This window comes from Streptomyces sp. AC512_CC834 (assembly GCF_019049325.1).
Lineage (GTDB): Bacteria > Actinomycetota > Actinomycetes > Streptomycetales > Streptomycetaceae > Streptomyces.
Genome location: NZ_JAGMUO010000011.1, coordinates 1 through 19,215 on the forward strand (window position 1 = coordinate 1; position 19,215 = coordinate 19,215).

Annotated in this window: 11 protein-coding genes and 2 pseudogenes; 4 read left to right on the plus strand and 9 right to left on the minus strand. The window is 71.6% G+C overall.

Translation table 11 applies throughout. From position 1 onward, the window contains the following. Positions 1–143: 143 nt before the first annotated feature. Positions 144–2,090, minus strand: a complete 1,947-nt coding sequence (locus KUM40_RS01855; protein WP_217162092.1) for an acyl-CoA dehydrogenase family protein — start codon at positions 2,088–2,090, stop codon at positions 144–146. 291 nt (positions 2,091–2,381) lie between these two features. Between KUM40_RS01855 and KUM40_RS01860 the strand changes: the two genes are divergently transcribed. Beyond that, positions 2,382–3,395, plus strand: a complete 1,014-nt coding sequence (locus tag KUM40_RS01860; protein WP_217162093.1) for a LacI family DNA-binding transcriptional regulator — start codon at positions 2,382–2,384, stop codon at positions 3,393–3,395. 145 nt (positions 3,396–3,540) lie between these two features. On the opposite strand, the gene KUM40_RS01865 is transcribed toward KUM40_RS01860, so the two are convergent. The 6 genes from KUM40_RS01865 to KUM40_RS01890 all read right to left on the minus strand — a co-directional run bounded on the left by KUM40_RS01865 (position 3,541) and on the right by KUM40_RS01890 (position 12,715). Next, complete coding sequence (locus tag KUM40_RS01865; RefSeq protein ID WP_217162094.1) at positions 3,541–4,254, minus strand: hypothetical protein; 714 nt, start codon at positions 4,252–4,254, stop codon at positions 3,541–3,543. Positions 4,255–4,294: 40 nt separating this feature from the next. Further along, positions 4,295–6,574, minus strand: a complete 2,280-nt coding sequence (locus tag KUM40_RS01870) for a glycoside hydrolase N-terminal domain-containing protein (protein ID WP_217162095.1) — start codon at positions 6,572–6,574, stop codon at positions 4,295–4,297. A 425-nt stretch (positions 6,575–6,999) separates the two neighbouring features. Further along, positions 7,000–8,991: a beta-galactosidase gene (locus KUM40_RS01875; RefSeq protein ID WP_217162098.1), complete on the minus strand. Its 1,992-nt coding sequence runs from the start codon at positions 8,989–8,991 to the stop codon at positions 7,000–7,002. Beyond that, positions 8,991–9,917: a carbohydrate ABC transporter permease gene (locus KUM40_RS01880; RefSeq protein WP_217162461.1), complete on the minus strand. Its 927-nt coding sequence runs from the start codon at positions 9,915–9,917 to the stop codon at positions 8,991–8,993. Before KUM40_RS01880 ends, KUM40_RS01875 begins: the two co-directional genes overlap by 1 nt. Before the next feature lie 41 nt (positions 9,918–9,958). Beyond that, positions 9,959–11,002, minus strand: a complete 1,044-nt coding sequence (locus KUM40_RS01885) for a sugar ABC transporter permease (protein WP_217162099.1) — start codon at positions 11,000–11,002, stop codon at positions 9,959–9,961. Between the two features lie 27 nt (positions 11,003–11,029). After that, positions 11,030–12,715 (minus strand): extracellular solute-binding protein, encoded by a 1,686-nt coding sequence (locus tag KUM40_RS01890; protein ID WP_217162102.1) that lies wholly within the window; start codon positions 12,713–12,715, stop codon positions 11,030–11,032. Positions 12,716–13,156: 441 nt separating this feature from the next. Between KUM40_RS01890 and KUM40_RS01895 the strand changes: the two genes are divergently transcribed. Next, positions 13,157–16,030 carry a glycoside hydrolase family 3 C-terminal domain-containing protein gene (locus KUM40_RS01895; RefSeq protein ID WP_217162104.1) on the plus strand — a complete coding sequence of 958 codons (2,874 nt, stop codon included), beginning with the start codon at positions 13,157–13,159 and terminating at the stop codon, positions 16,028–16,030. Between the two features lie 45 nt (positions 16,031–16,075). Here KUM40_RS01895 and KUM40_RS01900 read toward each other — a convergent pair. Beyond that, positions 16,076–16,628 (minus strand): annotated as a pseudogene (locus KUM40_RS01900) (response regulator). Positions 16,629–16,885: 257 nt separating this feature from the next. Between KUM40_RS01900 and KUM40_RS40970 the strand changes: the two are divergent. Further along, positions 16,886–17,121, plus strand: a pseudogene (locus KUM40_RS40970) (glycosyltransferase); the annotation flags it as partial. 102 nt (positions 17,122–17,223) lie between these two features. Further along, entirely contained in the window at positions 17,224–17,637 is a 414-nt protein-coding gene (locus KUM40_RS01910) for a cytidine deaminase (RefSeq protein ID WP_217162107.1), read from the plus strand. A gap of 12 nt (positions 17,638–17,649) precedes the next feature. Here the strand turns inward: KUM40_RS01910 and KUM40_RS01915 are convergent, their stop codons facing one another. Next, a complete protein-coding gene (locus tag KUM40_RS01915; RefSeq protein WP_217162109.1) occupies positions 17,650–19,095 on the minus strand; it encodes an aldehyde dehydrogenase family protein in 1,446 nt (481 codons plus the stop codon). Positions 19,096–19,215 lie beyond the last annotated feature (120 nt).

Consider the following 19,215-nt stretch of genomic DNA (forward strand, 5'->3'; position numbering starts at 1 on the left):
GTCGGGGGCGGTGTCGGGGGTGAGCCGTCCCGCGTGGGGCGGGGGGCCGGTGGGGCGATCCGGGTTCGTCCGGATCGGCATTGTTTATCCGAACCGTCCGGGTTCGGCCCGACCGCCCGGATCACCGGATCGCCCCCGGGGGCTCAGCCGATGCGACGACGCACGTTCTCCCTCCGCGCGGGGCCCGGTGTCGCGTCCGCGATCCACGGCCCGTCGCCCGACGGGTCGACGACGCCCTGTTCCAGCCACTCGTACGCGCCGCCCAGCACGCCCTTGACGACCTTGCGGTCGACGTCGTCGGTGTTGGTCCACAGCCGGCCGAAGAGTTCCTCGACGCGGATGCGGGCCTGGCGGCAGAAGGCGTCGGCGAGCTGGTAGGCCTCGCGGCCGTGGTCGTCCCTGGTGCGCAGGTGCTCGGCGCGCACGCACGCGGCGCTCATCGCGAAGAGTTCCGCGCCGATGTCGACGACGCGGCCCAGGAAGCCCTGCTTGGTCTCCATCCGGCCCTGCCAGCGGGACATGGCGTAGAAGGTGGAGCGGGCGAGTTTGCGGGCGGTGCGTTCGACGTAGCGCAGGTGGCCGGACAGGTCGGGGTGGCCCGAGGGGTGGAAGTCGGCGTAGGAGCGCGGGAGTTGTCCCGGTCCGGCGACGAGCTTCGGCAGCCACTTGGCGTAGAAGACGCCGGCCTGCGCGCCCGCCCTCGCCTTGTCGGACAGGGTCTTGTCGGGGTCGATCAGGTCGCCGGCGACCGAGAGGTGGGCGTCGACGGCCTCGCGCGCGATCAGCAGGTGCATGATCTCGGTGGAGCCCTCGAAGATGCGGTTGATGCGCAGGTCACGCAGGATCTGCTCGGCGGGAACGGCGCGCTCGCCGCGGGCTTCCAGGGAGGCCGCGGTCTCGAAGCCCCGGCCGCCGCGGATCTGGACCAGTTCGTCGGCCATCAGGCATGCCATCTCGGAGCCGTAGAGCTTGGCGAGGGCGGCCTCGATGCGGATGTCGTTGCGGTCCTCGTCGGCCATCTGGGAGGACAGGTCCAGGACGGCTTCGAGCGCGAAGGTGGTAGCCGCGATGAAGGAGATCTTGGAGCCGACGGCCTCGTGCAGCGCGACCGGCTTGCCCCACTGCTCGCGCACCGCCGACCACTCGCGGGCGATCTTCAGGCACCACTTGCCGGCGCCGACGCACATGGCGGGCAGCGAGAGGCGGCCGGTGTTGAGGGTGGTGAGGGCGATCTTGAGGCCGGCGCCCTCGGGGCCGATGCGGTTCGCGGCCGGGACGCGCACCTGGTGGAAGCGGGTGACGCCGTTCTCCAGGCCGCGCAGGCCCATGAAGGCGTTGCGGTTCTCGACCGTGATGCCCTCGGAGCCGGCCTCCACGACGAAGGCGGTGATGCCGCCCTTGCGGTCCTCGGACTTCGGGACGCGGGCCATGACGACGAGGAGGTCGGCGACGACGCCGTTGGTCGTCCACAGCTTCACTCCGTCGAGGACGTAGTCGTCCCCCTCCGGCACCGCGGTGGTGGCCAGGCGCGCCGGGTCGGAGCCGACATCCGGCTCGGTCAGCAGGAACGCCGAGATGTCGGTGCGGGCGCAGCGCGGCAGGAACGTGTCCTTCTGCTCCTGGGTGCCGAACATCTTCAGCGGCTGCGGTACGCCGATCGACTGGTGGGCGGAGAGCAACGCACCGATCGAGGGGTTCGCGGACCCGACCAGGGCGAGGGCCTTGTTGTAGTAGACCTGGGTCAGGCCGAGGCCGCCGTACTTCGTGTCGATCTTCATGCCGAAGGCGCCCAGCTCCTTCAGCCCGGTGATCACCTCGTCGGGGATCCGTGCGTCGCGTTCGATCACGGCCCCGTCGATCTTCGTCTCGCAGAAGTCGCGCAGTTTGGCGAGGAACTCCTCGCCGCGCTGGACGTCCTCGTCGGCCGGGAGCGGGTGGGGGTGGAGGAGGTCGAGGCGGAAGCGGCCGAGGAACAGCTCCTTGGCGAAGCTGGGCTTGCGCCAGTCCTGTTCCCGGGCCGCCTCCGCGACCTGTCGGGCCTCACGTTCGGTGACGGTGGGTCGGGAGGAGGGGGTGGTTGGTGCGGACATGAGGCTCACCTCGCCACGATTCATCCTGCACGAACAAGCGGATGTACGTTACTAGTCGGTGCTACCCGATCGTATGTACCCGATCCCGGGCGACCCAGCCACCCTTCGTGCGGCCGTTCGGCCGATACTGCGGAGGGGAGACGGGAAGTGGGACACGCGGAACCCAAGGCAGTCGAAGCGCTTCGACAGCCTATGGACACCCATCCCCACTGGGGTTACTGTCGGACTACTCTCACCCGCCGTTGTCCGCCCCGCGCGCTGTCGAAGCGCTTCAAAAGCTTGGAAAGCTGGATGGTCACCCTCGCCGAGGTCGCCCAGCACGCCGGAGTCTCGGCGAGCACGGTGAGCTATGTCCTCAGCGGCAAGCGGTCCATCTCCACCACCACCCGGCAGCGGGTCGAGGAGAGCATCCGGAAGCTCGGCTACCACCCGAACGCCGGCGCCCGCGCCCTGGCAAGCAGCAGGTCGAACATCATCGCCCTGATGATCCCACTGCGCACCGACATGTACGTGCCGGTGATGATGGAGATCGCCATCGCGGTCGCGACCAGTGCGCGCACCCACGGGTACGACATCCTGCTGCTCACCGGCGAGGAGGGCCCCGACGCGGTGCGCCGCGTCACCGGCAGTGGGCTCGCCGACGCGATGATCCTCATGGACGTCGAACTCGACGACGAGCGGCTCCCCCTGCTGCGCGGCACCGACCAGCCGTCCGTCCTGATCGGCCTGCCCGCCGACACCACCGGCCTCACCTGCGTCGACTTGGACTTCCGGGCGACCGGGGCGCTGTGCGTGGAGCATCTGGCGAAGCTGGGGCACCGCGACATCGCCGTCATCGGCGAGGCTCCCGCGGTCTACGAACGGCACACCGGCTTCGCCGAGCGCACCCTCGACGGGCTGCGCACCCGCGCGCGGGAGCTGGAGCTGCGGCTGCTGCACCGGCCCTGCGAGGGCGGGTACGACGCGATGGCCGCGACGCTCGCCCGTCTCTTCGACGAACGTCCGGACACCACGGGATTCGTCGTCCAGAACGAGTCGGCGGTCGAGCCGCTGCTCGCGCTGCTGCGCCAGCAGGGCCGGGCCGTGCCCGAGGACGTGTCGGTGGTCGCGGTCTGTCCCGATCAGGTCGCCACCCAGGCCTCGGTGCGGCTCACCTCGGTCGCCGTGCCGGCGCAGGAGATGGGCCGGCACGCCGTGGAGCAGCTTGTCGCCAAGCTCGGTGGCCGCGGCAGCGACGAGGTCGTGCTGCTCGCGCCGGAACTGACCGTCCGGGCCAGCTCGGGACCGGCGCCCGTCCGGTCGTAGCCGGCCGGGCCGGCCGTCAAGCTGGTGGTCGGCTCGGCCGGCCCGGCGTGGGCGGGCGGTGGCCGCGGACGCGGAAGCGGAAGCGGAGTCAGCGAAGGGACCGGTCCCGGGCGGGGCCGGCCCCTCGGCCCTGGGGTGCGGTGGGTCAGCCGGCGCTGACCGTCAGGTTGTTGGTCTGGAAGTCCAGACCGCCGGCGGACGAGGTGATCTCGTAGCCGAACTGCACGTCGCCGATGGTCTCGTTGCCCATCCAGCCCTTGGTGTCCTTGATCCATTTCAGGATCGGGAGGATGTTCACCGTGCCGGAGTCCGAGTCCGAGGTGCGCAGGAACGAGAAGACCTCGTTGGCGCCGTTGTCGCCCTTGTAGACGTTCCAGGTGTGGCCGCCGAGGGTGGCCGTCCCCTGCGAGATGCCGAGCGGGCCGACGGCTCCGTTGTGGTTGACCCAGAGCATGATCTCGTAGTCGTAATCCGTGTCCCAGATGTCGTACGACGTGTTGTACGCGCCGGACGACGGGACCGTGACGTTGTAGCTGCTGCTGAGCGAGCCGAGGGAGGTGATCGGCTTGTTGATCACCTTCTTGGCGTTCGGGTAGGACTTGATGCCGCCGGTGTTCGGGTGGTCGGCCCAGACGCCCCAGTTGGTGCCGGAGTTGGCCCAGACGCACTGGCTGCCGGCGCCGGAGCCCCAGATGTTGTTGTAGAGCGTGTAGCCGTTCAGGGTCGTGTTGCCCCACTGGTCGCAGGAGTTCCAGACGGCGGCCTGCGCGGGCGCGGCGGCGAGACCGACGGTGGCGCCGAGCGCGAGGGCGGGGGCGAGGAGAGCGGTCAGGGTGCGGGTGCGGGTGCGTGGTGCCATGGCGGTTCCTTCCATGGGTGGGGGGGGAGGTGCGCGGGTGCTACCGCGTCTTGACGCTGATGACGCGGTCCTCTCCGGCGACGAGGTCGAGCGGCTCGGCGCCGGAGGAGGTCCGGAGTTCCACGCGGTGGGTGCGGCGTGGACGCAGGAGGGCCGTCGCACGGCCGTCCGGCGTCCAGGTGAGGTCGAGTTCGGCACCGAACCGGGTGCGTACGCCCCTGAGTTCGCCCTGCGGGCAGGACGCGGGGAGGGCGGGCAGCAGGACGAGGCGGCCGGGGGTGGACTGCACCAGCATCTCGATCAGGACGGCCGGGAGGGCGTGTGCGGCGTCCGCGTTGTAGACGTCTCGGTGGGGGTAGTGCGCGCTCATCAGGGACGCGTGGAAGAAGTCGCCGTCGAGGACCTGGGCGAGGGCGTGGGCGACCCGGCCGCCGTCCCGGAGCCGGGCCGCGATCAGGGCGTGGTGGAGGTGGCCGTGGGCGGAGTCGTTCTCGGCGCCGCGCAGTGCGAGGGCGCGGTGGGCGGCCCGGGCGAGCTCGGGGGTGTCGTACGGGGTGATCTCGTCGAGCGGCCAGACGCCGTAGAGGTGGCTGAGGTGGCGGTGGTCGTAGGTGTCCTTGAGGCCGGGCCACGCCCACTCCGCGAGCGCGCCGTCGATGTTGATCCGGTGCGGGCGGACGCGGGCGGCGAGGGCGCGCCAGCGGTCGGCGTGTTCGGGGTGGTGGTCGGCGGCGGTCAGCAGGGCGTGCCGGGCGGCGGAGAGGTCCATGGCCGCGTTGAGGGTGCCCCAGCTTCCACCCGCGGGGCGGTTCTCGGGCGAGTACGAGGGGACGACCACCAGGTGTCCGTCCGGGTCGGTGCGGGTGAGGAAGTCCTCGTAGAACAGGGCGACTTCGGCCAGTGCGGCGACGGTACGGGGGTCGCGGGCGCCGTGGGTCTCGTCGTGGTCGACGAGGGGCTTGAGCAGCCAGTCGGCGCCGGCCGTCCAGAGGTGGAGCGGGTATGCGCGGCTGAAATGGTACGTGTGCCCGGACTCGCCGTCGGTGTGCGAGGGCGCGACGACGCCCCGGGTGCCGAAGATCTCGCGGGCGTTGTCCCGCCAGTGCGGGAGCTGCCGGTGGACCAGGGCGGCGTGGGCCTCGGTGACCTCGGGGAGGGCGGCCGCAGCGGCGGAGGCGGTCTGGAGGTTGAGGTTGGCGTTGGTGGTGAAGGCACCTGACCAGGCGGTGTTCCAGTCGCCGGTCCACAGGCCGGTCAGGCGGGGCGGGAGCAGGCCGCTCGCCGAGAGCAGGTGGTAGCGCCCGGCGGCGAAGAGGCGCTCCAGCAGGGCCGCGCTGCGGGGGCGGGTGAGCAGTTGCGATCCCGGCAGAGCGCGTTCGGCGGGGTCGGCGGCGAGGTCGAGGGTGACGCGGTCGTAGGCGGTGCGGTGGCGTGCGAGATGCCGTTCGAGGAGCGCGTCGTACGTCGGCCCGTCCGGCAGGTCGGGCAGGTCGTGCAGGCCTCGGAGGTCTCGGAGGTCTCGCAGGGCGCGGCTCTCGGCGACCACGTCCAGGTCGCCGGTGTGGCGGCGCACGCGGGTGAGGAGCAGCACTTCGGTGGCGCCCTCGACGAGTACGCCGGGCGGCACGAGCCTCGTGGTGCCGCCGGTGACGGCGATCAGGGTGACGCCGGTGTAGGCCAGGTCGCTGCCGGGGTAGCGGGCGCGGAGGCTGAGCAGGGCGCCCTCGGGGGTGAGGACGGTGCCGTGGCCGACGCCCAGCCCGGCGGGGGCGCCGGGGAGGCGGGGGTCGAGGGACAGGTCGAGGGTGAGGTCCGGGGCGGTGACGTGCTGGACGATCACGTCGTCGGCGCGGGAGACGAAGACCCGGCTGGTCCAGGTGGAGCGGGTGGCCGTCGTCTCGCCGGTGGTGAAGTCGACGGAGCGGCGGTAGGGGGCGTGGGCGTCGCACGCGGGCCGGTTCAGGCGGAGCTGGAAGGCCGGGTGGAAGGGGCGTACCCATTGCAGGGGACGGCCGTCGGTGAAGGCCTCGGCGGCGGTGGTGTCGCCGGCCAGCAGGCGGTCCTGGAGGGCGGGGAGCCGGTCGGCCAGCCGGGGCGGGCGACGGTGTTCGTCGTCGCCGTCGCCGTCCGGACGGACGAGGGTGTGGTGAGTAACGACGACCCGGTCGGCGTTCGGATCGCCGAACACGAGGGCGCCGTGATGGCCGTTGCCGCTCAGGAAGGCGTCCTCCCAGCGAGTGGCGGGCTCGGCCTCCCAGGTGCCGTGCAGGGGCCCGCCGGTTGTGGGCGTGTCGGTCGTGGGCGTGTCGGTCACGGGCATGGCGTGCACGGGCCCGCCGGTCGTGGACCCACCGGTCGTGCGCGTGTCCTGCCGGGGCCCGCCGGTCGTCGGCCCACCGGTCACGGACATGTCGCACACGGGCCCACCGGTCGTGGACCCACCGGTCGTGCACGTCTCGTGCCGGGGCCCGCCGGTCGTCGGCCCACCGGTCACGGACATGCCGCACACGAACCCACCGCTCGTCGCCCCGCCGGTCACAGGCACGCCGTACACAGACCCACCCAGCGTCGCCCCACCGGTCACGGACATGCCGCACACGGGCCCACCGGTCGTGCGCGTGTCCTGCCGGGGCCCGTCGGTCGTCAGCCCGCCAGCCACAGGCACGCCGTACACAGACCCGCCCAGCGTCGCCCCGCCAGCCACGGACATGTCGTGCACAGGCCCGCCGGCCATCGGCGTGGCGGTCATGACGGCCGCTCCGTGAGGGCCGCCACGTCGTAGCGGCCGAGGGTGACGCGGTCGGTGATCCTCGTGTCGGTCAGCAGGTCGCGGTGGGTGCCCGGGACGTCGACGGTGACCGGGTCGCGGCCGTGGTGCAGGAGGAACAGCAGGTCGCCGCGGCGTACGGCCTCGACGTCGTCCGGGAGTCCGTCGAGCACCGGGCGGGCGCCCGCGTCGGCGGCGACGCGGGCGAGCAGGTCGCGCAGCGCCTCCGGCTCGGGGAGCGTCGAGAGGTACCAGGCGCGGCCCTTGCGCAGGACGGCGGGGAGTCCGTCCAGCTCGCCGCCCTTGTAGGGGATCGTCTCGGCGGCGGTGCCGTCGGGCTCGATCTCCTCCGACCACAGGGTGCCCCGGAAGCCGTCGCAGTCGACGCTCTCGTCCGTCTCCAGCGGCCACCACTCGTGCAGGGTGCGGATGCCGAACAGGTCGCGCAGTCGGGCGTCCATGCCGCCGGGTCTGACGCGGTCGTCCATGTTGGCGACGCCGGTGAGGAAGCCGCAGACGAGGGTGCCGCCGCCGTGGACGTAGGCGAGGAGTCTGTCGATCGCGGTGTCCGTGAGCGCGTAGAGCTGGGGGACGACGACGGCCTTGTACGGGGTGAGGTCGTGGTCCGGGTGGGCGAAGTCGGTGGTGAGGTGGGCCCGCCACAGCGCGCGGTGCCAGGCGCGCAGGACGTCGGCGTGGTCGAAGCGGCGGGAGGGGCGGGCGTCCTGGGCGCCGGCCCACCAGGAGTGCCAGTCGTGCAGGACGGCGATGTCGGCGGTGATCGTGCTCTCCGCCACGTGCGGGCCCAGCCTCGCGAGGTCGGCGCCGAGCTGCTTGACCTCCTGGTACGTGCGGCCCTGCTCCCCCGCGTGGGAGACCATCCCGGAGTGGAACTTCTCGGCGCCCTGCCGCGACTGCCGCCACTGGAAGTAGCAGACGGCGTCGGCGCCGCGGGCCACGGCCTGGAGGGACCACAGGCGGTTCAGGCCGCGCGGCTTGGGGTGGTTCACGCCGCGCCAGTTGACGGGTCCGGCCGCCTGTTCCATGAGCATCCACGGGCCGCGGGCCTGGGAGCGGGTCATGTCCTGGATCAGGGCGCCCTCCTGGGCGCCGAACGGGTCGCGCGGGTCGGGGTAGAGGTCGACGGAGACGACGTCCTCCTCCTCGGCCCAGCGCCAGGCGTCCTGGCCGGACCACAGCGGCATGAAGTTGGTGGTGACCGGGAGGTGCGGAGTGTGGCGGCGGACGATGTCGCGCTCGGCGGTGTAGCACTCCAGGAGCATGTCGGAGGTGAAGCGCCGGAAGTCCAGGACTTGGGTGGGGTTCTTCAGGTAGTGGGCGTGGCGGGGTGGGAAGACCTCCGCCCAGTCGCCGTAGCCCTGGCTCCAGAAGGCGGTGCCCCAGGCGGTGTTGAGGGCGTCGAGGGTGCCGTACCGGTCCAGGAGCCAGCGGCGGAAGCGGGTGGCGGCCTCGTCGCCGTGGTCGTGGGTGCAGTACTCGTTGTTGATGTGCCACATGGTCAGGGCGGGGTGGCTCGCGTAGCGGGCGGCCAGGGCCTCGGTGACGGCGGCGGCGTGGCGGCGGTAGGTGGTGCTGGAGTGCGAGAAGTGCTGCCGGCCGCCCCACCACTCGGTGCGGCCGTCCGCGTCGCGGGGCAGGGTGTCGGGGTGCAGGTGCCCCAGCCAGGGCGGGGGCGAGGCGGTGGGGGTGGCGAGGACGACGCCGATGCCGCCCTCGTGCATCAGGTCCATGAGACGGTCGAGCCAGGTGAAGTCGTGTACGCCGGGGCGTGGTTCGAGTTTCGCCCAGGAGAAGACGCCGAGGGTGACGGAGTTGACGCCGGCGGCCCGCATCAGGCGGACGTCGTCGGGCCAGGTCTCCTCGGGCCACTGCTCGGGGTTGTAGTCGCCGCCGTAGAGGATGCGCCGGCGGGTCGCGTCCGCGAGGTTCGGCTGTCCGCGGTGTCGCATCAGCCCTTCACCGCCCCGGTGAGCATCCCCTTCTTGAAGTGGCGCTGGACGAAGGGCGACAGCACGGCCACCGGCAGCAGCGCCATGACCATCACCGCCATCTGCACGGCCAGTCCGGACAGTTCACCGGTCTTGATCGCCTGGCCGAGGCCGACGGGAGCCTCCTGCTTCTGTACGAGCTGGATCATGACGTTCTGCAGGGGCAGCATGTCCTGGTCGTTGAGGTACAGGGAGGCGTTGAACCAGGCGCTCCAGTAGCCGACGGCGTAGAACAGCGTGATGACCGCGACGACCGCGCGGGAGAGCGGCAGCACGATCTGCCACAGGATGCGCAGGTCCCCGGCGCCGTCGATGCGGGCGCTGTCGATCAGCTCCTGCGAGATGCCCATGAAGAAGCCGCGCAGTACCAGGATGTTGAAGACGCTGATCGCGCTGGGCAGGATCAGCGCGAGGTAGCTGTCGGTCAGGCCCAGGGACTGCACCAGCAGGTAGGTGGGGATGAGGCCCGCGCTGAAGAACATCGTGGCGAGCAGCACCATGAGGATCCAGCGGTGGCCGAGGGAGCCGGTGCGGGACAGTCCGTAGGCGCACAGCACGGACACCGCCATCGAGAACAGGGTGCCGACGAGGGTGACGCCGATGCTGACCAGTGCGGCGCGGGTGACCTGGCCGCCGCTGAGCAGCTCCTGGTAGGCGACGAAGGTGATGTCCTTCGGGATCATCACCAGCCCGCCGGCCTCGTCGATGGCCTTGCGCGAGGCGAGGCTGGTGACGACGACGATCCACAGCGGGAACAGGATCCCGAAGCAGGCCAGGAGGAGGACCAGTCCCTTGCCGGCGAGTCCGGTCCGGCTGGGTTTCTCCTCCCACACGGGCCGGGGCGGGGCCGCCCACCGGCGGGGTTTGCGCGCGGGATCGTCGGTCACGGCGGTCGTGTCCTGGACGGCGGTCGCGCCTTGGGCGGCGGTCACTTCTTGTACACCCCCTGCTCGCCCATGAGGTGGGCCACCTTGTTCGCTATCAGGACCAGGCCGAGACTGATGACGCCCTTGACGAGTCCCGCGGCGGCCGCGAAGCCGAAGTCCTGGTTGCGTACGCCGTTCCACCACACGAAGGTGTCGAGGACCTCCGCGGCCCCCGGTCCGACGGCGCCGCGTTGCAACAGGATCTGTTCGAAGCCGACGGTGAGGGCGTCACCGACGCGCAGCACCAGCAGCAGGGCGATCACGGGGCGCAGCGCGGGCAGCGTGACGTGCCACATGCGGCGCCAGCGGTTCGCGCCGTCCATCGCGGCGGCCTCGTACAGGTCGGGGCTGACCGAGGCGAGCGCGGCGAGGAAGACGATGATGCCCCAGCCCGCGTCCTTCCACACGCTCTGCGCGGTGACCAGGAACTTGAAGGTGTCCGGGTCGGTCATGAGGGTGAGCCCGTCGTACCCGTGGTCGCGCAGCAGTTGGGACAGCAGCCCGGCGCCGCCGAAGATCTGCTGGAAGACGGCGATGACCAGCACCCACGAGAAGAAGTGCGGCAGGTAGAGGATGGCCTGGGAGATCGCCCGTACCCGGGGCCGGACCACGCTGTTGATGAGCAGCGCGAGCCCGATGGGGATCGGGAAGTACAGCACGAGCTGGAGCACGAACAGCACCAGCGTGTTCCGCACCGAGTTCCAGAACGCGGAGTCCTCGAAGATCCGCTGGAAGTTGTCCAGGCCCACCCAGGGGCTGTGCAGGATGGAGACGATCCCGTTGTCGCTGATGTAGGGGTCGTACTCCTGGAAGGCGACGACGTTGCCGAGGATCGGCAGGTAGTTGAAGAGCAGCACGAGCAGGACGGCCGGCAGCGTCATCAGCAGGAGTACGCGGTCGCGCCGGTATCTCAGCCGGAGGCTGAGCTTTCCGGCGTGCGTGTGCGGCCTTCCTCCGCGGGGGCCGGTGGCGCCGCCGGACGCCACCGGGGTCTTCTTCGTCGCATCGGCCTCGGCCCTGGTCCGAGGCACCGTGCTGTGGGACACGGCGGTTCTCCTTGCCTCGGTACCGAATCAGCCCGCCGCCATGCCATTCTCGTCGAGCAGCTTCTTGTACCAGTCGCGGAGCTTGTCGCCGCCCTTGCTCTTCCAGTCGGAGACGGCCTGCTGCATGTCGCCGATCTTCTTGCGGCCGCGGACGATGTCGTCCTCCAACTGCTCGAAGTCGTTGGAGAGGTTGGTGTAGCGGGTGGGCTCGGTGATCTGCATGCCGTAGAAGGTGGGCTTCTTCGTGAAGGCACCCATGCGCTGCTGCCACTCGACCTGCCCCTTGGCGACCTCGGGGAAGTCGGGGTGGGCGATGGTCGCGGCGGGGCTCGCCACCATCACGAAGGCGTTCAACACGTCGATGTTGCCCTGCTCTGTCTTGGTGGGCACCCCGTCCTCGACGGTGTAGTGGGTGCCTTCCACGCCGTAGTTGGTGGCCATGTACTCCTTGGTGCCGTACGGCGCGGCGGTGACGTTGGCGACGGCCAGCACGTCGCGGATCACGGACTTGGATGCCTTCTTGTTGACGAAGGCGAAGATGCCCGCCGGGTTCTGCGCCCACAGGGTGGGGTCGCCGCCGTCGTGGCCGAAGATGTCCATGCCCCAGATCTTGAACTCGGGGTTCTGGATGGCTTGTTCGGCGGTACGGCTCCACCACTGCGAGGAGTCCTGGTTGTAGATGATGAACTCGCCGGCGGCGAACTTGGGCCCCGGGTCGGCGGCGTTGCTCTTGCCCAGCTTGGCGTCGGGGTGCACGACACCGGCGGCGAACAGCTTGCGCGTCCACTCCAGGGCCTCGAGGTATTCGTCGGTCTCGATGCGGTAGATCAGCTTGCCGTCGGCCTGGTTCCAGCCGAGGGACTTCTCGTTGCCGGAGAGCACGCCGAAGGCGTTGAAGGCGGTCCACTTCATGTCCAGGCAGGCCCAGCGCTTGGCCTTGGCGCTGGTGGCGTCCTTGGCCAGCGCCATGAACTCGTCGCAGGACCGGGGGACTTCGTAGCCCCGCTTGTCGAAGATGTCCTGCCGGTACAGCGGCACGATGCCGGTCACGTACGAGGAGGGCATCGGCAGGCCGCGCAGTTTGCCGCCGAAGATGGACCGGCGCCAGGCGTCGGTGGGGATCGCCGCCAGGTTCGGGTATTCCTTGACCGCGTCGCCGGACAGGTACGGGCCGAGGTCGGCGAACTTGCCGATGATGGCGCTGGGTATCCTGCCGGTCATGTTCCAGCCGGGTACGACCACCACGTCGGGCACCTCGCTGGAGGCGAGGACCGCGCCGAGTTTCTGGTCGTAGGTGTTGCCGTCCTGGTTCTGCCAGCCCACGTCGACGCCGATGAGGTCGTTCATCGCCCGGTAGTAGGCGTTGTCGTCCTTCGGCGGGGATCCCCAGAACGGCGACATGACGGTGACCTCGCCGCCCTTGCCGAGCTTCTTGGGCACCGAGGTCTTCAGGCCGGCGAGGTCGAGCTTGCCGGTGAAGCCGACCGCGGAGCCGTTCTTGCTCGGGATGTCGGGGGTGACGACGTTGCCGGCCACGTACGCCGGCAGCAGCTTCTCGGCGTCCTTGCCGGACGTGGTGCCGTCTCGCGAACCGCCGTCGGATCCGCCGCAGGCGGAGAGCAGCGGCACCCCTCCCGCCACCGCCGCGGTGGCGGCCGCTGTGGAGGCGAGGAACTTTCTCCGGCTGGGACCGGAGCCGGCGTTCGGCGTCATTTGCGTCAACCCTTCATGCCTGCGTGCCTTCATGTCTTCGTGCCTGCGTGCCTTCATGCCTGCGTGGCGCACCAGGGGACACCCGGCGGTGGCCGTCGGCTGCGGTGTCTCGAGTGGAACCGGCTGAGCCCGAAGCGGTCCTCGGAGGAATCCCCGGTTCGCGTCGCACCTCAGGTGCGCTGCCGGGCGGGAGCCTCGCCGTCGAAGCGCTTCGATGTGCTGCGAGGTTAAGTGAACGCCTGGGGGTGCACAAGGGTCGACTCCATAATTCCTCCGAGGTATGGGGTGGACGGGACAGGCCGAACCGGCTCATGTGGCACCCGGGTTGCGAAGAGAAGTCGGAGGTGATGCGCCCAAGTGGCTTGACACCCACCCTGGCGGCGACTGAGCATCGAAGCGCTTCGAAAGCGCCTGGCCGCTCCATCGCAAAGGGAACCCCACGTGACCGCATCCACGCCGCCCACGCCGCCTTTCCGTGATCCGCACCTGCCGTTCGCGAAGCGCGTCGACGACCTGCTGTCGCGGCTCACGCTCGACGAGAAGACCGGGTTCCTGCACCAGTACGCGCCCGCCGTCGAGCGCCTCGGCATCGCCGCCTTCCGCACCGGCCAGGAGGCGCTGCACGGGGTGGCCTGGATGGGTCCGGCGACCGTGTTCCCGCAGGCCGTGGGGATCGGCGCCACCTGGAACGAGGACCTCGTGCGCCGGGTCGGCGAGGCGGTGTCCAGGGAGGCGCGGGCGATGCGCGCCCACGACGACCGCGTCGGCCTCAACGTCTGGTCCCCGACGGTGAACCTGCTGCGCCACCCCCTGTGGGGCCGGGGCGAGGAGGGCTACTCCGAGGACCCGGGGCTCACCTCGGCCATCGCCACGGCCTACACCCGTGGCCTGCGCGGCGAACATCCGACGTACTGGCGCACCGCGCCCGTCCTCAAGCACTGGCTCGCACACAACAACGAGACCGACCGGGACACCTGCTCGTCGTCCGTCCGGCCACGCGTCCTGCACGAGTACGACCTGCGCGCCTTCCGCGCGACCGTCGGGGCGGGCGCGGTGGCCGGGGTGATGCCGGCCTACAACCTGGTCAACGGCCGCCCCAACCACGTCTCCCCGTATCTGCGGGAGCACCTGCGCGCGTGGACGGAGGAGGACCTGCTCGTCTGCTCCGACGCCGGCGCGCCCTCCAACCTGGTCGACTCCGAGCACTACTTCGACACCCACGAGGAGGCGACCGCCGCCGCGCTGCGGGCCGGGGTGGACAGCTTCACCGACCACGGCACGGACCCGTCGAAGACCGTCGCGCGGGTCCGGGGCGCACTGGAGCAGGGCCTGCTGACCGAGGCCGACGTCGACGCGGCGGTGCGCAGGCAGCTTTCGGTCCGCCTCCGGCTCGGCGAGTTCGACCCGGAGCACGATCCGTACGCCGTCACGGACACCGCCAGGGACTTCTTCGACTCGCCGGAACACCGGGCGCTCGCGCGGGAGGCGGCCGAGCAGGCGGTCGTCCTGCTCAAGAACGACGGCGTCCTGCCGCTGGCCGCCGACACCCGCGTCGCCGTCGTCGGACTGCTCGCCGACGAGTGCAAGCTCGACTGGTACAGCGGCACGCTCATCCACCGCTCCACCCCGCTGGAGGGCCTGTACGAGCGGTTCGGCGCCGACCGCGTGAGCTTCGCGGAGGGCGTGGACCGGGTCCGGCTGCGGACCGCCGGCGGTACGTTCCTGCACGTGCTCCCGGCGGAGGACTCCCCCGCCGGAGCACGCGGCGCCGAGGGCGCCCTCGACCCGGCCCTGCTCGTCGGCCGCACCGACCTGCCGCCCCTCACCACCGACGCCACCGGCACCGAACTGGCGCTCATCGACTGGGGCGAGGGCGCCTTGACCCTGCGCTCCCCCGACGGCCGCTACCTCTCGGTCGCCGAGGACGGCTTCGTCCGCGCCTCCGCCGACCAGCCCGGCGGCTGGATCGTGCAGGAGACGTTCCGACTTGAACCCCACGGGAACGGGCACCTCCTCCAGCACACAGGGACGGGTCGTCACGTCCGGGTCGCCGCCGACGGCGTGAAGGTTGCCGCCGAAGACGCCAGCGGCGGTCCGGACGTCTTCGAGCTGGTCGTCACCGAGCGCGGCGAGGACGCCGTGACGCGGGCGGCGGCCGAGGCCGACGTGGTCGTGGTCGTCACGGGCAACGACCCGCACATCAACGGCCGGGAGACCGAGGACCGTACGACGCTGCGGCTGCCCGCCCACCAGGAACGGCTGCTGCGCGCGGCCCGCGCCGCCAACCCGGACACGGTGCTGGCGCTGGTGTCCGCCTACCCGTACGCGGTCGACCCTGCGACCCTCCCGGCGGTGCTGTGGACCGCGCACGGCGGCCAGGCGGCCGGCACCGCGCTGGCCTGCGTGCTCGCCGGGGACGTCTCCCCCGCCGGACGGCTCCCGCAGACCTGGTACGCCGACGACGCCGACCTGCCCGGTCTGCTCGACTACGACGTGATCGGCGGCCGTCAGACCTACCTGTACTTCGAGGGGACACCGCTGTTCCCGTTCGGGCACGGCCTCTCCTACGCGTCCTTCGGGTACGCGGACCTCACTGCACGGGTGACCGAGGAGGCGGTGTCCGTGTCCTTCACGGTCACCAACACCGGCGACGTCACCGCCGACGAGGTGGCCCAGCTCTACGCCCGCGCCCAGGCCCCGTCGGTCCCGCGTCCGCGCCGCGAGCTCCTGGCCCACCGCCGCTTCGCCCTCGCCCCGGGCGCGACGACCCAGGTCTCCTTCGAGGTCCCGCTGTCGGCCTTCGCGTTCTGGGACGTCGCGCACGACCGGTGGCGGCTGGAGCCGGGCCCGTACGCCCTGCTGGTGGGCGCCTCCAGCGAGGACGTACGCCTGTCGGCGACCGTGACCCTCGACGGCGAGCCCGCCACCCCGCGCCCGGCCGGCCAGCGCGGCGTTCAGGCCGTCGACTTCGACGAGCAGAGCGGCACGGAGATCGTCGACCGGACCAGGGTCGTGGGCGACGCGGTGACGCCGGTCGCCGGACGGACGGGCGAACTGCTCTACCGCGACTGCGACTTCGGCGCCGGTGTCACCGGGGTGGCGGTGGCGGTGGCGGGCGGGAGCGGTGGCGGTGGCACGGTCGAGATCGCCCTCGACGGGGGCCCGTGGACGACGGCGCTGTCGCCTGACGCGCCCACACCGGGACCGTACGACTACGTGGAACTCCACGCCGCCTTCGCGGCCGAGGGCGTCCACGACCTCCGCATCAGGCTGCGCGGCCCGCTGCGGCTCGCGCACGTCGGCTTCTCCGGCTGAGGGTCCGGAGCAGGCCGGCACGATGACGGGGCCCGGCGTCGGTGGCTACCGGTGCCGGGCCCCCGACTCCAGGGCCGCCCGGACCAGGCCGAGTTCGTAGGCGACGATCACGGCCTGGGCCCGGTCGCGCAGCTCCAGCTTGGCGAACAGCCGGTTGATGTGGGTCTTCACCGTGTGATCGGTGGGTCAGCACCTCGGTCTCCCGGGCCGTGAGATCGGCGGCCGGACGGACGGGCAGCCGTGAGGCGCGGGTGTGGACGAAGTCCGCGATCAGCCGCTTGGTGATCTCGGGCGAGAGCAGGGCGTCGCCGCTGGCCACCACCCGGACCGCGTGCAGCAGTTCGGGGAAGGTGGCGTCCTTGAGCAGGAAGCCTCCAGCCCCGGCCGCGAGCGCGTCGTACACGTAATCGTCGAGGCCGAACTGCGGCATCCGGATGTCGAGGAGCACGAGGTCGGGCCGGGTCTCGTCGGCCACCCGCACCGCCTGCGCCCCGTCCTCCGCCTCGCCGACGACCTCGATGTCCTCCTGGATGCCCAGGAGGTTCACGAAGCCGGTGCGGACGACCGCCTGGTCGTCGGCGACCAGTGCTCTGATCACACGGGTCTCCTCGCTCGTCGCTCCACGGGGCACATCCGCTCCCCCACGGAAGCTCCACTTCCACCAGGAAACCGCCGTCCGGACCCGCTCCCGCATCCCGGTCAGGCCGTGCCCCGTGCCGGGGCCGTCGTCGCGGACGCGGAGGGTGAGGAGCCGGTCGGCGCCGTAGTCGACCTCCACCACGGTACGGGCGCCGGGGGCGTGCTTGCGGCGTTGGTCAGTACCTTTTGGGCGATCCGGTAGGCGGACAGCTCCCAGGACCGCCGGTCGTCGCGGGCGACTCGGGCGGCGCCCCGGACGCGGTGTGCGACGGCGAGACGGCGAGACGGGTCATGTCGTCCACGGCGGCTCGGGCGCGGCGACGGCGGACCGGCTGATCAGACTCCTGCGCGACCCGCGGCGGGCCCGCGCCATGGGCGAGAAGGGCCGCCACTGGGTGCGTACCGCATGGTCCTGGGACCACTCCAGCGCGACGTTGCGGGACCTGCTGTCGGGGCGGACGGCGGGCTGTCGCACAGTAGGAGCGTCGTATCCGTCCGCACACCGACCGACGGCCCCCGCCCGACGTCGCCCGACACCTGACAAGGCAGCGACGATGACCTCGCAGACGCACCCCGTCGACCACGAACTCGTCGAGGCCGCGGCACACGTGGCCCGTACCCGGTGCCGGGGCGACAACCACACCGTGGCGGCGGCCGCCCGCGACCGGGACGGCCGGATCGTCACGGCGGTCAACGCCTACCACTTCACCGGCGGCCCCTGCGCCGAGCTGGTCGTCATCGGAGCCGCGGCGGCCCAGGGCGCCCACGAGCTGGAGACGATCGTCGCCGTCGGCGACCGCGAGCGGGGAGTCGTTCCTCCGTGCGGCCGGTGCCGCCAGGTGCTGCTCGACTACTTTCCCGGAATCGAGGTGATCGTCGGTGACGGGGACCGCGTCCGCGCGGTCCCCGTCACCGACCTGCTCCCCGAGACGTACGTCTGGGCAGACCATCAGCTCGACGCCGGGTGAGAGGAGCAGGTGTCAGAGCGCGAGCCCCGTCAGGACCAGGACGCGCTCGTAGGTGTAGTCGTCCATCGCGAACTTCACGCCCTCGCGGCCGACGCCGGACTGCTTGGCGCCGCCGTACGGCATCTGGTCGGCGCGGTAGGAGGGGACGTCGCCGATGACGACGCCGCCGACCTCGAGGGCCCGGTGGGCGCGGAAGGCGGCCTGGAGGTCGTGGGTGAACACGCCTGCCTGGAGGCCGTACTTGGAGTCGTTGACGGCTGCGAACGCCTCGGCCTCGCCGTTCACCTTCTGCACGCTGAGGACGGGTCCGAAGGCCTCCTCGCGGGCGAGGGTGGTGTCGGCCGGCAGGCCGGTGAGGACGGTCGGGGCGTAGGAGGCGCCGTCGCGCTTGCCGCCGGTGTGGAGCGTGGCGCCCGCGGTGACGGCCTCCTCGACCCAGGACTCCACGCGCTCCGCGGCGGCCTCGCTGACCAGCGGGCCCACATCGGTCGCGTCGTCGTTCGGGTCGCCGGTGACCTGGGCCTCGACGGCGGCGACGATGCGCGGCAGCAGACGGTCGTGGACGGCGGCGTCGACGATCACGCGCTGCACGGAGATGCAGGACTGGCCGCCCTGGTAGTTGGAGAAGGTCGCGATGCGCTGCGCGGCCCACGTCAGGTCCTCGTCGCTCGCCCAGTCGCCGAGGACGACGGCTGCGCCGTTGCCGCCCAGCTCCAGGGTGCAGTGCTTGCGCGGGACCGAGTCCATGATCGCGTAGCCGACCGTCTCGGAGCCGGTGAAGGAGATGACCGGGAGGCGCTCGTCCTGGACCAGGGCGGGCATGCGGTCGTTCGGGACCGGGAGGATGCTCCAGGAGCCGGCGGGCAGCTCGGTCTCGGCGAGCAGCTCGCCGAGGATCAGGCCGGAGAGGGGCGTGGCGGGGGCCGGCTTGAGGATGATCGGGGCGCCGGCGGCTATCGCGGGGGCGATCTTGTGGGCGCACAGGTTGAGGGGGAAGTTGAAGGGCGCGATGCCGAGGACGACGCCCTTGGGGAAGCGGCGGGTGAGGGCGAGGCGCCCCTGGCCGCCGGCGTCGGTGTCCAGGCGCTGGGCCTCGCCGCCGTTGAAGCGGCGGGCCTCCTCGGCCGCGAAGCGGAACACGGACACCGCTCGGCCGACCTCGCCGCGGGCCCACTTGACCGGCTTGCCGTTCTCGGCGGAGATCAGGCGGGCGATCTCCTCGGCGCGGTCGGCCAGGCGGCGGCTGACGTGGTCCAGGGCGGCGGCGCGGGTGTGGGCGGGGGTGGCGGCGAACGCGTCCCGTACGGCGTACGCGGCGGCCACGGCCTCCTCGACCTGGGCGTCGGTCGGGAGGCTCACCGTGCCGACGTGGCTGCCGTCCCAGGGGGACGTGACGTCGAGGGCTGCCTCGCCGGTGGCCTGGCGGCCGGCGAGCCAGAAGGCGTGGGTGGAAGTCATGTGGAGTCCCGGGCCCTTCCGCGTTGGGGTGGTGTCGGTGTGTGCGCTGCGGTGCGGTGTGGTGTGGTGCGGGGTCAACGGTAGGGCGGGGTGGGGTGGAGGGCGCTTGTCCGTGGCGTA

Excerpts from the sequence above, each read along its gene's own strand:
- KUM40_RS01870 (WP_217162095.1), bottom strand. The coding sequence starts at position 6,574 with ATGCCCGTGACCGACACGCCCACGACCGACACGCCCACAACCGGCGGG.
- KUM40_RS01865 (WP_217162094.1), bottom strand. The coding sequence starts at position 4,254 with ATGGCACCACGCACCCGCACCCGCACCCTGACCGCTCTCCTCGCCCCC.
- KUM40_RS01855 (WP_217162092.1), bottom strand. The coding sequence starts at position 2,090 with ATGTCCGCACCAACCACCCCCTCCTCCCGACCCACCGTCACCGAACGT.
- KUM40_RS01875 (WP_217162098.1), bottom strand. The coding sequence starts at position 8,991 with ATGCGACACCGCGGACAGCCGAACCTCGCGGACGCGACCCGCCGGCGC.
- KUM40_RS01915 (WP_217162109.1), bottom strand. The coding sequence starts at position 19,095 with ATGACTTCCACCCACGCCTTCTGGCTCGCCGGCCGCCAGGCCACCGGC.
- KUM40_RS01890 (WP_217162102.1), bottom strand. The coding sequence starts at position 12,715 with ATGACGCCGAACGCCGGCTCCGGTCCCAGCCGGAGAAAGTTCCTCGCC.
- KUM40_RS01910 (WP_217162107.1), top strand. The coding sequence starts at position 17,224 with ATGACCTCGCAGACGCACCCCGTCGACCACGAACTCGTCGAGGCCGCG.
- KUM40_RS01860 (WP_217162093.1), top strand. The coding sequence starts at position 2,382 with ATGGTCACCCTCGCCGAGGTCGCCCAGCACGCCGGAGTCTCGGCGAGC.